The 13,636-nt window shown below is 37.5% G+C and carries 10 protein-coding genes; 4 read left to right on the top strand and 6 right to left on the bottom strand.

What is annotated here, in order from left to right; genetic code table 11:
- Positions 1–309 precede the first annotated feature (309 nt).
- Positions 310–1,428, bottom strand: a complete 1,119-nt coding sequence (locus R3X26_RS17200; RefSeq protein ID WP_317718560.1) for an anhydro-N-acetylmuramic acid kinase — start codon at positions 1,426–1,428, stop codon at positions 310–312.
- A 170-nt stretch (positions 1,429–1,598) separates the two neighbouring features.
- Here R3X26_RS17200 and nagZ point away from each other — a divergent pair, with 170 nt between their 5' ends.
- Positions 1,599–2,606 (top strand): beta-N-acetylhexosaminidase, encoded by a 1,008-nt coding sequence (nagZ, locus tag R3X26_RS17195; RefSeq protein ID WP_317718559.1) that lies wholly within the window; start codon positions 1,599–1,601, stop codon positions 2,604–2,606.
- A 41-nt stretch (positions 2,607–2,647) separates the two neighbouring features.
- Here nagZ and btsR read toward each other — a convergent pair whose 3' ends face one another.
- On the bottom strand, positions 2,648–3,373 hold the full coding sequence (btsR, locus tag R3X26_RS17190; RefSeq protein ID WP_317718558.1) for a two-component system response regulator BtsR: 726 nt from the start codon (positions 3,371–3,373) through the stop codon (positions 2,648–2,650).
- A gap of 21 nt (positions 3,374–3,394) precedes the next feature.
- A complete protein-coding gene (locus tag R3X26_RS17185) occupies positions 3,395–5,062 on the bottom strand; it encodes a sensor histidine kinase (RefSeq protein ID WP_317718557.1) in 1,668 nt (555 codons plus the stop codon).
- Positions 5,063–5,304: 242 nt separating this feature from the next.
- Between R3X26_RS17185 and R3X26_RS17180 the strand changes: the two genes are divergently transcribed.
- On the top strand, positions 5,305–6,375 hold the full coding sequence (locus R3X26_RS17180) for a 3-deoxy-7-phosphoheptulonate synthase (protein ID WP_317718556.1): 1,071 nt from the start codon (positions 5,305–5,307) through the stop codon (positions 6,373–6,375).
- Between the two features lie 286 nt (positions 6,376–6,661).
- Positions 6,662–7,789 carry a bifunctional chorismate mutase/prephenate dehydrogenase gene (gene tyrA / locus R3X26_RS17175; RefSeq protein ID WP_317718555.1) on the top strand — a complete coding sequence of 376 codons (1,128 nt, stop codon included), beginning with the start codon at positions 6,662–6,664 and terminating at the stop codon, positions 7,787–7,789.
- A 157-nt stretch (positions 7,790–7,946) separates the two neighbouring features.
- On the opposite strand, the gene R3X26_RS17170 is transcribed toward tyrA, so the two are convergent.
- A complete protein-coding gene (locus tag R3X26_RS17170) occupies positions 7,947–9,239 on the bottom strand; it encodes a peptidoglycan DD-metalloendopeptidase family protein (RefSeq protein ID WP_317718554.1) in 1,293 nt (430 codons plus the stop codon).
- A 125-nt stretch (positions 9,240–9,364) separates the two neighbouring features.
- On the opposite strand from R3X26_RS17170, the gene tyrS reads away from it, so the two are divergent.
- Positions 9,365–10,552: a tyrosine--tRNA ligase gene (gene tyrS, locus R3X26_RS17165; protein ID WP_317718553.1), complete on the top strand. Its 1,188-nt coding sequence runs from the start codon at positions 9,365–9,367 to the stop codon at positions 10,550–10,552.
- A 237-nt stretch (positions 10,553–10,789) separates the two neighbouring features.
- On the opposite strand, the gene dacB is transcribed toward tyrS, so the two are convergent.
- Together dacB and R3X26_RS17155 are read right to left on the bottom strand one after the other, a co-directional pair.
- Positions 10,790–12,193 carry a serine-type D-Ala-D-Ala carboxypeptidase gene (dacB, locus tag R3X26_RS17160; protein WP_317718552.1) on the bottom strand — a complete coding sequence of 468 codons (1,404 nt, stop codon included), beginning with the start codon at positions 12,191–12,193 and terminating at the stop codon, positions 10,790–10,792.
- A 125-nt stretch (positions 12,194–12,318) separates the two neighbouring features.
- The gene (locus tag R3X26_RS17155) at positions 12,319–13,311 is read right to left on the bottom strand and encodes a porin (RefSeq protein WP_317718551.1); all 993 of its coding nucleotides are present in this window, start codon (positions 13,309–13,311) and stop codon (positions 12,319–12,321) included.
- Positions 13,312–13,636: the final 325 nt, after the last annotated feature.

Raw genomic sequence — 13,636 nt, 5'->3', positions numbered from 1 at the left:
AATACCAGTTAAGTTAGACAAATTTAATCAATTTTCCTTTCATTTAGAATATATAAAATTTCTTATTCGTATGTAATATTTGGTATGCCTTCTTAACAGAATACGTACTTTCAACATTTAGAATGTTTTATTTTGAAAGTATTAAAATAGATCCCTATATGTTAAATCCGAGCTTAGGATGTATGTCCTGACATTAATGCAGTTAGTCTGGAGTTTATATCAAAGGTGCATGTCCTTGTAATTCGCAGTTAGTTTGGAGTTTATATCAAAGGTGCATGTCCTTGTAATTACTTGTAATTATCCTTGTAATTAGTCTGCTGGGTAGATAACTCCTAAAGACGCTGGCTTACTTGCGCCGGTTACTTCAGGAAGGTTACTTGGCAAGCTATTGCATCGTCTATATGCTAACCATGCAAAAGCAATCGCTTCCATATATTCGCTATTTACTCCCTTGTCGTCAGTGGTACAAACATGCCAATTTGGTAGTAAAGTTGCTAGGCGTGCCATTAATCGTGGATTACGTGATCCTCCACCGCAAACGAGTAACTCGGGTGCATGTCCTTGGTAATATTTTTTCACCTCGTTGGCTATGGTCAAGGCGGTAAATTCACTGAGTGTTGCTTGGACATCTTGAGGTGCAAAAGTAGAGTTCAATTCGTTCAGTTTTTTCTTTAACCAATCTAGATTAAATAATTCTCGTCCAGTACTTTTAGGCGCTTCTAATTGGAAGTAATCGTCGTTACATAAAGAGGTTAGCAACTCGGGGATAATTTTTCCCGTCGCTGAATATTGCCCATTTTTATCGTAATTATCACCTGTTTGCGTATAAATCCAAGCATCTAATAACATATTTCCAGGTCCAGTATCGTAACCCAATGTAGCGGTATTTGCTCTTAATACAGAAATATTGGCGATACCACCGATATTTAGTACTACGATGCTGGAGTGAGAAGGATTAAATACCGTTCTATGGAAGGCAGGAACCAAAGGCGCGCCTTGACCTCCTAATGCAACGTCTTTGCGTCTAAAATCCGCAACGGTCTTAATACCGGTTTTTGCGGCAATAATATTGGCATCACCTAACTGAAGCGTAAAGGGATAGTCACCAAAAGGCTGATGATAAACGGTTTGGCCATGGTTACCAATCGCAGTGATAGCAGAAGCATCCAGATTAGACTTTGCTAACAGCTGGTTAACTGCGTCCGCGTAAAGGTGGCCTAATTGACAGTCTATTAATCCCACTTCTACTAGGTTTGTCTGTTGTCCCATCGCTATATTGAGTACATGTTGTTTAACATTCTCGGGGATAGGAAAGGTATCGGAAGCAATAAGTTCGGTTGTATCAGAGTCAATAGCAACAAGAGCCGTGTCTATACCATCTAAACTTGTTCCTGACATGACACCAATATAGAGTGATGTAGTTTGCATTAGGCCCTCGATTTTTTACTGTTTAATGCTTGAATTTGAGTCGTCTACAGTCAACAGCGATGGATTGGAAATTTATAAACTTTACTATATCTACCGCTATTAAGGTTATACTATTTTCCTCAATTGTTACACCAACACATACTAGATGACAGATTTAGGAGAAGTTTAAAATGGGGCCACTATGGGTCGATGTTGCTGGTTATGAATTAGATGCAGAAGATAAAGAAATTTTGCAACACCCGACAGTGGGCGGTTTAATTTTATTTAGTAGAAATTTTCACGATAACGATCAGCTGTTGGCTTTATGTCGACATATTCGAAAAATAACCAATGAAAAAGTACTTATTGGTGTTGATCAAGAAGGTGGTTTAGTACAACGTTTTCGAAATGGGTTCTCTAGTATCCCGGCGGCTCAGCAGTTTGCTCAGCATCACAATGGAGCATTTTTAGCGCAACAAGCCGGTTGGTTAATGGCTGCCGAACTGATTGCGCATGACATTGATCTTAGTTTTGCCCCTGTGTTAGACATGGGGCATGAATGTAAGGCTATTCGAAGTAGAGCGTTTGGCGAGGATATTCAAACGATAGTGAAATATAGCTCAGCTTACATGAAAGGCATGAAACAGGTGGGAATGGCAACGACAGGTAAACATTTTCCTGGACATGGTGGTGTCATTGCCGACTCTCACATAGAAACACCTTATGACTCTCGAGACGATATTTTAGACAACGATATGGATATCTTTAAACAACACATATTGATGGGGGTTTTAGATGCAGTCATGCCAGCTCATGTAATTTATCCACATTATGATAATCAACCTGCGAGTGGTTCGGCTTTCTGGCTACAAGATATATTACGTGAAAAATTAGGTTTTTCGGGTGTGATTTTTTCTGATGATCTTAATATGACAGGCGCTTCAGTAATGGGTGAAGCTGCACAACGAGCGAAACAAGCGTTGGTGGCTGGATGTGATATGTTGTTACTATGTAATAATCGTCACGCGAGCATCGAAATTCTTGATCAACTTCCTATATGTGAGCAATCAGAAGTCGTACCTAGAGCAAAAGCACTTTTTAAAAAACAGTCGTTTACGCTTTCTGAATTAAAGCTTTCTAATCAATGGAAAGAAGCGAGTGATGCTATGAAAAAATTAATCGAACAGGCCAATGATTAAGAACACAATCTTCAATTTTACCGTAAAAAATAGGTTTTATGTTACACGATACCGAGCTTTTCTTTGAGGGTTTTTAAGTAACGACGGCTTACCGGAATGCAATATTCACTTAGAGTGATGATTTCCGCTAAGCCATTCTCCAGTAGTTTTATCTCTTTAATCGTTTTGGTATTCACTAAATATTGTCGATGGCATCGTAATAAATCGGTTTTTTCTTCTAAGACTTTAAGGGTTAATTGACTTGTAGCTGTCTGAGAAGAACTACGAATGTGGACACCACTGATATCACTGAATGCGCACTCTACATCTTTTGTTGGAATGATCATAATTCGGTTCAAGCCTATACAAGGAATTTGTTCTAATGAAATAGGAGCAATGACTGAAAGATCTTGGTGTTGATTGTCTTTGTTGTGTTGTTTGATTAATCGACAAACCGTTTTATCTAAGCGAGTTGTATCAATAGGCTTTAATAGATAATCAAATGCATTGTCTTCAAAAGCTTGTACTGCATATTGGTCAAAGGCAGTAACAAAGACCACCTTAGGCATCGTATCAGGATCGAGCATAGCAAGAAGCTCAATACCAGTTATTTGTGGCATTTGAATATCCAAAAAAATAACGTCAGGCTTAAGGGTGTTTATTTTTTTCAAACCTTCAATAGCATTACTTGCTTGATCGACTACTTTTATCGCTTTGGTATCTCCTAACAACTCAATAAGTTCTTCTCTGGCAAGTTGTTCATCATCGATGATTAATGCTGTAAGCATTTATATAACCTTTATTTTTTATTATTGATTAGGAATAATAAAACTCATTCGAGTTAACTGGTCTTTTTCAACGTGGGTTTTTAGTTCGCCGCTAGGCCCAAAGTAGTTCGATAAGCGCTTACTTACAATTTGCATACCTAATCCAGTATGGTGGTCATCTGGCTGCGCGTAACTACCCGCATTGTCTTCCACAATAATTTCACATCCATGTGTATTATAACGACTGTAAATTTTAATTCGTCCGCCTTGTAATAAATGTGATATTCCATGCTTTATTGCATTTTCAACCAGAGGTTGAAGAGTAAAGCTTGGCACGACTCTATCTTGTAGAGTCGTATCGATATCAATGTCTACCTCTAATCGATCACTAAAACGTGCTTTTTCTATCGTTAAATAAGCATTTACATGATCTAGTTCTTCTTTCAAGCTTACTGTTTCAATGTTTTGCTTTAGATTACTTCGGAAAAAATGGGATAAATGCTGGATTAGTTCTCGAGCTTTATTCGGGTTTTTTCTAATAACAGCACTGATGGTATTGAGCGCATTAAAAAGAAAGTGAGGATTAACTTGAGCATGTAGCAGCTTTATTTCAGATTGAGACAATAGCATTTGTTGTTGTTGGTAATCGCCATAAAGAATTTGGCTAGAAAGAAGTTGGGCAATACCTTCTGCCATCGACATGTTGATCGTAGAAAATAATTTTCTTTTCGGTTCATATAATTTTATAGTTCCGACTACTTTATCACCCGCTCGTAAAGGAATAATTAACGCTGAACCAAGTTTGCAATGGTTAGAAATTGAACATTGATAGGGCGTTTCTTTTCCATCAAGGTAAATAATATCATTTTTTTCCATCGCATCTAACGTGCGTTGTGATGATATTGGGGTATTCGGGCGGTGGTGGTCATCACTAATACCCACAAACGCTAATATTTTATCTGTATCGGTAATTGCAACTGCACCTACATTGGTCTCTTCGTAGACTATTCTGGCAATTTTAGCCGCATTCTGCGAGTTGAAACCGCTATTTAAAATACCAACAGAACGTTCGGCTATATTCAGGGCTCTTCTAGAGAAAGTCGCAGAGTATTTTTCAAAAATGGTTTTTCTATCTTGAAGAATACTCATAAAAAGAGCAGCGCCAATAGAATTTGCAATGATCATTGGAGCAGCAATAGCAGACACCAAGTTATAAGCTTGATCAAAAGGCTTCGCAAATAGTAGAAGTATTAACATTTGCGTTATTTCAGCGAATAGCGTAACCGAGAAGACGACTCTAGGATTAAATAATTGTTCTCGTTTATTCTTACTTATTAAATAACTGTGCAATAAGCCACCGATAAGCCCTTCCGCAGTGGTTGATATAGCGCATGCAATATCAGTAAAGCCTCCTAAGGTATAACGATGTATTCCCCCAGTAAAACCAACAGCAAAACCAACTATTGGTCCACCAAAAATGCCTCCCATTACTGCCCCTATAGCGCGAGTATTGGCGATAGCATCGTTTATTTGTAGGCCAAAGTAAGTACCCATTATACAAAATAGCGAGAATATGAAATAGCAGTTCAGTTTGTTTTCTAGGCGGCTTGATATATTAAGTAATGGTAAAAAAACAGGGGTTTTACTGAGCATATAAGCTAAGACAAGATATACGCACATCTGTTGTAGTAGAGAGAGAATCAAATCCATAATATAAACCGAGTCAATGTGATTGCTATATCATGATATTCCAGATCAAATAACGAAAGTAGCGGCTAGACTAGAATTTTTAAAATAGTTCAACCATTTATTGTTGTAAACTTAATTTTACATTTAATGTTTTTAATTATTTACACTTGAAACTTTCGTTAATACTGTTATTTTATATGTAATTTGGCTGGTTTTTCTCACTGACCAAAAATAAGTGTAAATTATAGTTTACGGAAAATAAGATGAAAAAAAGTACATTAAGTAATATTAATATCAGTGATGAACAAGTTTTAATCACTCCAAGCGAATTAAAGAAAAAACTGCCTTTAAGTGATAGTGCTCGGCAGTTTATCCAAGAATCACGACAAACAATTGCAAATATAATACATAAAAAAGATCACCGTTTATTAGTGGTATGTGGGCCGTGTTCTATTCATGATATTGATGCTGCGATGGAATATGCTAAACGATTGAAAGAACTTGCGGCTCAATTGAATGATCAAATTTATATTGTTATGCGTGTTTACTTTGAAAAACCACGCACTACGGTTGGGTGGAAAGGATTAATTAATGATCCTCAACTGGACGGCACGTTTGATATTGAACATGGTTTGCATGTAGGACGTAAACTGCTGGTCGATCTTGCTGAAATGAATATCCCGTTGGCAACAGAAGCCTTGGATCCTATTAGCCCTCAATATCTTTCAGACACGTTTAGTTGGGCTGCAATCGGCGCTAGAACAACCGAATCGCAAACTCACCGTGAAATGGCTAGTGGCTTATCCATGCCAATAGGATTTAAAAACGGCACTGATGGTAGCCTGTCTACCGCAATTAATGCCATGCAAGCGGCGTCCTCTAGCCATCGATTTATGGGTATTAATACTGATGGACAAGTCGCTTTACTTACCACACAAGGTAATAGTAATGGTCATGTTATTCTTCGTGGCGGTAAGCAAACCAATTATGATTCTGTCTCGGTTGCTGAGTGCGAAGGTGAGTTACAGAAACATGGTCTTGATGCGTCGCTAATGGTAGATTGTAGCCACGCTAACTCACGCAAAGATTACCGCCGTCAACCTCTGGTCGCTGAAGATGCTATTTCTCAAATACGTCAGGGAAATAAATCCATTATTGGTCTAATGATAGAAAGTCATATCAATGAAGGTAACCAGTCATCTGATATTCCTTTGGATGAAATGGCTTATGGTGTATCAATTACCGATGCGTGTATTAACTGGCAGTCTACTGAGACACTGTTACGTCAAGCACATAAAGAGCTGGTTCCGTTTTTAAAAGATAGGCTCAAATAAATTTATCGTATTGACATCGTTCATCAGTTGTATAAGTTGGGATAAATTATCGTGTAATGAAAGGCAATGTTAAATCGTGATAGTTGATGTACTCATCATCTAAATTGATATACTACGCATGTTAATTTATATACCGATTTGGTGACGAAACATAAACAGTGAAGCATCTTTAGTTGCTTCGCTTTTTCTATAATTACTTTTCTATAAACACTGTGTATCGATGTTCTTTCATAATGAGAATACAGGCGTAAATATTATAGATAGAAAGAAGATAAAGGCAGATTGGATGGCTGTTGAGTTAAATGAGTTGCGAGACCAAATAGATGAAGTCGACAAACAAATGATTGATTTGTTGGTACGTCGTCTAGCGCTTGTAGAGAAAGTGGGTGAAGTTAAAAGTGAACACGGGTTGCCTATTTACGCGCCTGACCGCGAAGCGGCAATGCTCGCATCTCGTCGACAAGAAGCAGAAAAACGCGGTATTCCACCACAGCTTATTGAAGATATTTTACGAAGAACGATGCGTGAATCTTATGCGAGTGAAAAAGATTCTGGTTTTAAATGCTTAAATCCTTCATTACGTTCAGTTGTTATCGTTGGTGGTCATGGGCAATTAGGTGGTCTATTTGCTCGCATGTTTACTTTATCTGGCTATCAAGTGAAAATTTTAGGCAGTAAAGATTGGCATAACGCAGATGTATTACTTAAAGATGCGGGGCTAGTAGTGATTACTGTTCCTATTCATTTAACGTCAGGCGTGATTGATAAATTAACTCATTTACCCGATGACTGTATTTTGTGTGATTTAACTTCAATTAAATCAAAACCGTTAGAAAAAATGTTAAGTGTTCATGCTGGTCCAGTGGTGGGATTACATCCAATGTTTGGCCCTGATGTGCCAAGTTTGGCCAAACAAGTTATTGTGTATTGCCACGGTCGTGGAGAGGAAGATTATCAATGGCTATTAGATCAATTTACTATTTGGGGTGCTTCTCTTAGTAATATCGATGCAGAAGAGCATGATCATGGTATGACTTTGATTCAAGCATTGCGTCACTTTACCTCTTTTGCTTATGGTTTACATTTAAGCCGAGAAAATCCAAATATTGACAAGCTGTTGCAACTTAGTTCTCCTATTTATCGTTTAGAGTTGGCTATGGTCGGGCGGCTGTTCGCTCAAGATCCTAATTTGTATGCCGATATTATTTTGTCTTCGCAAGAAAATATTCAGATGATCAAACGTTTTCACTCCAGTTTTGGGGAAGCAATTGAGATCTTAGAAGGTCATGATAAAGAAGCCTTTGTACAAAATTTTGCTAAAGTGAGTGATTGGTTTGGTGACTATTCTCAGCAGTTTATGACAGAAAGCCAAAATTTGTTAAAGCAAGCAAATGACGCCATTCAAAGAAATTAGTTTTTTAATATAAAACTAGTCAAGTGATCATGTGGTATTATCTAACTTATTGATTAATTTATAATATTTAAACCCCAGTTAGTTCAATAGAACGAACTGGGGTTTTGTTTTTGAAGACGATTAATCATAAAGAAACCGCTAAGAATAAATGGCGACACTAGGGATCGCTAGAAAATAGCAACTTTCCATATCTATCAAGTTGTTCCAATCGCTGCTTTGCATTGGCTAAGAAATTGGCTTTGTCTTGCCCTTGTAATGATTTTGATTGAGGTAATTTTACCGTTCTTGGATTTTTATGGACACCGTTTACCAAAAATTCATAATGCAGATGCGGTCCAGTAACGCGGCCTGTCCCTCCTAGAGTTCCTACAGTATCGCCTTGTTTCACTCGTTGTCCGGTTTTGACATAACGGCGCTTCATATGCAGATATTTGGTAATATAAGTATTGCTATGGCGGATAAATACATAGTTACCATTAAATTGGTTGTAGCCTGATTTATCAACAATACCGTCTCCTGCTGCCCAAATAGGTGTCCCAACTGGGGCTGCATAATCTGTACCTCTATGGGCGGTGATTTTTCCTGTCACAGGATGTCGTCTGGTAGGATTGAAGTTAGATGTCACGCGTCTGAAATCAATAGGTGAACGTAAAAAGGCTTTTTTCATCGCTCGTCCATCTTGATCAAAATAATTACCAGTGTTGTCATCAATAATAGCGGTAAAGGTTTCTCCCTGGTTTGAAAACATAGCGGCAATGATTTTACCTCGGCCCATTTTCTCGCCTTCCACCAGCTTTTCTTCATACAGAACTTTAAAACTATCACCCGAACGGATATCCAGTGCGAAATCAATATCCCAACCAAAAATTCCGGCAAGTTCCATAATTTGATTCGGTGTTAAATGAGCAGCGAGTGCAGCATTCCAAAAATTTGATGAGATGGTTGCTTCAGCGTAGTTAAGTTGAATATTAACGTCTTTACTTTCTAATTTACCTGCGAACCCTTGCTCTGTTTTACTGATACGGAAGGTTTCGAAAGGACTTAGCACTCGGGTTATTTGCAGTAAATCGTGCTTTTGATCAAAACCAAAAGAAAGTTCATCCCCTACACGTAGGCGAGAAAGTTGATTATTAATTTCTTTATCACTGGAAATGACTTTATGCAAAAGTTGTGGAGATAAACCAATTCTATTAAATAATTTTGCTGCACTTTCACCCGAGTTAATGGTGTATTTTTCCCATTTAACGACCGAACTTGATAATTGGTTGTTTATTATTGTTGGTACTTCAAGTTTGATTTCAAGAGGATAATGTTTACCTATTTCTAGAGTTGTTTGATTTTTGCTGAGAACTTCAGCGTCAGGAAGAAATAACAACACAGTTATTAGTGCAGAAATAACGAGGATCAATGTTCTATGGAGACTAGGAAGCCGAAAAAAAGTAGCAAGCATGGTTATTAATAGTTAATTTAGGTGAAATATTGGCAATACAGAGTTTAACTGGTTTCAAAATACATAGCTATTCAAGTAAACTGTACACCAAATAATTTTTGCCAAATCTGCGGGAGTTAACAAGAATGGCGAGTATAGAAACAGCATTGGCTGAAATAAAACGTGGTATCGATGAATTATTACCAGAAGATGAGCTAATTGCAAAGCTTAAAGAAAATCGTCCATTACGTATTAAGTTAGGAGCCGATCCAACTGCACCAGATATTCACTTGGGTCATACCGTTATCCTAAATAAATTACGCCAGTTTCAAGAATTAGGACATGATGTCACGTTTTTGATTGGTGACTTTACTGGTATGGTAGGAGACCCAACAGGGAAAAATACAACTCGTCCGCCATTGACTCGCGAAGATGTATTAGCTAATGCAGAAACATATAAACAACAAGTATTTAAAATCCTCGATCCAGAAAAAACCAAAATAGAGTTTAACTCGACTTGGTTGTCTGAATTGGGAGCAGAGGGAATGATTCGTTTAGCTGCCAATCAAACCGTAGCTCGCATGTTAGAACGCGACGATTTTAAAAAACGTTATTCTAACAATCAACCTATCGCGATTCATGAATTTATGTATCCGTTGTTGCAAGGCTATGATTCTGTTGCAATGGAAACCGATGTTGAACTAGGTGGTACCGATCAGCGATTTAATTTGTTAATGGGGCGTGAGTTGCAAAAAGCCAATGGTCAAAAGCCTCAATGCGTCTTGACTATGCCCCTGCTTGTTGGTTTAGATGGTGAGAAAAAAATGTCTAAATCAGCTCATAACTATATTGGTGTCAGTGATGCACCTAATGATATGTTTGGTAAAATCATGTCAATTTCTGATGATTTGATGTGGAGTTACTATGAGTTGCTCTCTTTCCGTCCTTTGACTGAAATAGAACAATTTAAAGTGGAAGTTGACGCAGGAAAAAATCCTCGTGATATCAAAATATTACTCGCCAAAGAAATTATTGCTCGTTTTCATACCGATGCAGATGCAGAAGCCGCAGAACAAGATTTTATTAATCGTTTTCAAAAAGGCGCTATACCAGATGAAATGCCGGAGTTTGAGTTTGAAAAAGGCATCGCAATTGGTAACCTTCTTAAAGAAGCGGGTTTGGTTAATTCAACATCAGATGCAATGCGTATGATACGTCAAGGTGCAGCCAAAATTGATGGTGATAAAATTGAAGACACTAAAATGATTCCTCAAGCGGGTACAGCGGTTTATCAAGTCGGTAAACGAAAGTTTGCTCGTATAACGCTAAGCTAAAGTTGTAGCATCGTGAGGTGTATAACTTTTCTATTTTTCAATTAGCTAGAACGTAAGTTGCTTAGCTTGTGAAAAATGGCTTGTTAAAAATAGCGTGTTAAAATTAGAAAAAGGCGCAGTTTGCGCCTTTTTTGCATTCGGCTATTTATACACGATATAAATAACTTAATTTAAAGCAAACAGATATTAACTTTCTCACCCATAACGCAAATCAAATAACTAGAGTATTTAAGGATATTATTGTAGATATTCGCTGTGTTCAGATAATTTGATTAAATCACGATAAAAAGAATCTTCAAACTGAAAGATTGCTGGAAATGCGTTAGTTGTTGTCTGGTTTTTAGCCGGAAAATAATCGGTTACAAATTGTACAAATACCGCTTTTGGTTGCTTATTTGGGTTGAGTACGAATCCTGCCATGTTGTAGCTTCCATAAATTGAGCCACTTTTAGCTTGTAGCTGCCCCTTTATTTGAGGTGTGTTCATACTTTTTCTATATCTAAGTGTGCCTGTTTCACCTGATGTCGCAAGCATATTTACAAAGTTTAATTTTTGGTCGTTATGCCATATATAGGTCAGTATTTGAGTTAAGTCGTTAGCACTAATTCTGTTATTTCTCGATAGTCCCGAACCATCAGCTAGCTGCGCATCATTTATATCTACACCTGTATTTGAAAAAATAATCTGTTTTATCGCTTCTGTTCCATTGGTAAAACTACCGGGTTGTGAGTAAAAACGAGCACCAATAGTCTTAGTGATATTATCCGCAATCAGGTTGGTTGAATGCTTCAGCATTTTTTCTATTATTTGTGATAATTGTGCAGAAAAATGAGACGCAATAACGTGACCTTCGATGTCATTACTTAGTAAAAACTGACCATTGAAGGCAATGTTATTTTTTATAAGTAGGGTACGTAATTTATCTTCGACATATAAATCCGTTTGTTGCACCGCAAATTTAAGAGGCAATGGTTTATTGCGTTTTACAAGGCAGCCTGATAGCAGATACTCATTTCCGGAAGAGGTGGTCAATTCCAACTCACATTGCTGTGCTTTCTGTTGCTCTTTTGACACAGTAATAGCGTTAGTTTTAACGACGATAGGTTGATGCTTTGGAACATGGACGCGCGTCGTTCCATCATCATTAGTATAAATTGAAGCCTGTACGCAATTACCATCTAACGTTATTGCACTGGATGGTGCGCTATAGCAAACGCCTAGAATATCCCAAGGCCAGCCAACTGCTCGTTCATATCCTGAAAAAGCCCCTTTATTCAGCCATATATTGCCTTCAATTTTGTGTAAACCTTTATTATGTAAGGTGTTAAGCAGTTTATCTAAATCGTTGTAAGTTAATGTTGGATCGCCAGAGAAACGAAAAATAATATCATTTCCTTTTTTTTGGGCCTGTGTTTCGAAGCGAAAATTGTCACCCAATTCTAACTTTGCCGCTAAAGCGGTAATTATTTTTAAGGTACTAGCCGGTGGAAAAAGTTTGTCGGTATTAATTGATAAAAGCGTTTTTGATGAAGTGGTAACCGATAAACTGACTTGACTGCCCGAAGGCAATATTTCGACTGGTGCATAAGCGGATGAATAACTAGAGAAAAATAATAAAATGAAAGCCACAATTAAGCGCATTTTTACCGACCAACAATAGGATGAAAAATTGAGTATATCCAAGAAAAAAAATGCCTGCTATATAAAGCAGGCATTTTAAGATCATTTAATCTTGGCAGTATTATACTTTATCTGTCAAACAAGATTTAGAAATCGTATCGGATACCCAAAGCCAGTTCATCTTCTGCATTAACCTTGCCTACATCATTCTTATCAAGCATGTTGAAGTTATATGATATATAACTGCGGAAGTTTGGTTTGAAGTAGTAAGTGGCATCAATTGCAAGACTGTCTGTTGCTGTTACTTTATCTTCTTCGGCGTTGTTATAGGTTGTGGTTAAAACTAATTGATCGATTTTATAAGCTGCGGCTAATTCATACCCGGTATAATCAACGTTGGTATCTATAGTACCGTCAGTATAAATACCAGCGAGATATAAGTCGGCAATTTTGTATGATGCAGCGAACATATACTCGTCTTCATCACCTTGTTCAGCATAACCAGCACCAAGAGTTAGTCCTGTATCCGAAATGGCATAAATAGCGGACAATGAATAGCCATTAAGACCGTTATCTACAAAATCTGTGTCGCCATTATTAGTATCTCTATCTGCGAAACGATAGCTAGCCTTAAATCCTAAATTGTCCATGTTACCTTTATAGGTAACCATGTTGTCGGTACGGTCAGCTACGGCAATTTTATGCGCAGCACTGTTACCGTGATATGCCATGATATCGGTAAAGTCAGTGATAACGCCTAGTGCACCACTATTTTTACCGTAAGTCATTTCTCCAAACGTACCACCAAAGCCCGCATAAGCGTAACGATTGTCTAAGTCACTGCCATCGCCATTGTCTGCCGTAGTGAACTCGCCTTCATAAAAGCCAACACCATACAGTTCGTCAGTGATTTGTGTCGTACCTAAAAAATTAAGACGAACACGAGATTTATCTTCCGCTTTGCCATCTTGCATAGAAAGACGAGCTTCTGCACGACCACCAATTTCCAAACTGTTGCCGTTAGAACTGTATATCTCTGTTCCGTCGATAGAACCTGCTTGTTTTCCTTCTGCCGCGGCGAACGCACCGGTTGTAATTGTTGCCGTGGACACTGCTAGCGCTAACATTGTTTTGTTCATTTTATTTAATCCTAAATTTGCTTAATAATTTTAAAATATAAATGATGATTGAATTTAAAGTATAAAAAAGAATTTGAACTTGTGCTGAAAAGCTCAAAAGCAATTGTTGATGTTTTGCCTGTTAGAATTTGTACCGTTAAAGTTCCCTATTAGGTTAGTAAAATGATGTAAAAATAGTGGGTGTAGGCCTAGTTTTTATTTTAATTATCTGATTTTAAATAATTATATCCCTTCTTTATTAAAGAGGAATTTACTGGTTTTTTAGTTATTTTTAGGTTTTGTCATATTACACCGTTACTGAATAGGCACGAAATTATATTGGTTT

This window comes from Vibrio sp. TH_r3, from assembly GCF_033101115.1.
GTDB lineage: Bacteria > Pseudomonadota > Gammaproteobacteria > Enterobacterales > Vibrionaceae > Vibrio.
Note: the sequence above shows the minus strand (reverse complement) of the source record. Positions and strands in the feature narration are given on the sequence as shown.

Bases quoted from the DNA above. Each gene is read 5' to 3' on its own strand.
- R3X26_RS17180 (WP_317718556.1), top strand. From the start codon at position 5,305: ATGAAAAAAAGTACATTAAGTAATATTAATATCAGTGATGAACAAGTT.
- dacB (WP_317718552.1), bottom strand. From the start codon at position 12,193: ATGCGCTTAATTGTGGCTTTCATTTTATTATTTTTCTCTAGTTATTCA.
- tyrS (WP_317718553.1), top strand. From the start codon at position 9,365: ATGGCGAGTATAGAAACAGCATTGGCTGAAATAAAACGTGGTATCGAT.
- R3X26_RS17170 (WP_317718554.1), bottom strand. From the start codon at position 9,239: ATGCTTGCTACTTTTTTTCGGCTTCCTAGTCTCCATAGAACATTGATC.
- tyrA (WP_317718555.1), top strand. From the start codon at position 6,662: ATGGCTGTTGAGTTAAATGAGTTGCGAGACCAAATAGATGAAGTCGAC.
- btsR (WP_317718558.1), bottom strand. From the start codon at position 3,373: ATGCTTACAGCATTAATCATCGATGATGAACAACTTGCCAGAGAAGAA.
- R3X26_RS17200 (WP_317718560.1), bottom strand. From the start codon at position 1,428: ATGCAAACTACATCACTCTATATTGGTGTCATGTCAGGAACAAGTTTA.
- R3X26_RS17155 (WP_317718551.1), bottom strand. From the start codon at position 13,311: ATGAACAAAACAATGTTAGCGCTAGCAGTGTCCACGGCAACAATTACA.
- R3X26_RS17185 (WP_317718557.1), bottom strand. From the start codon at position 5,062: ATGGATTTGATTCTCTCTCTACTACAACAGATGTGCGTATATCTTGTC.
- nagZ (WP_317718559.1), top strand. From the start codon at position 1,599: ATGGGGCCACTATGGGTCGATGTTGCTGGTTATGAATTAGATGCAGAA.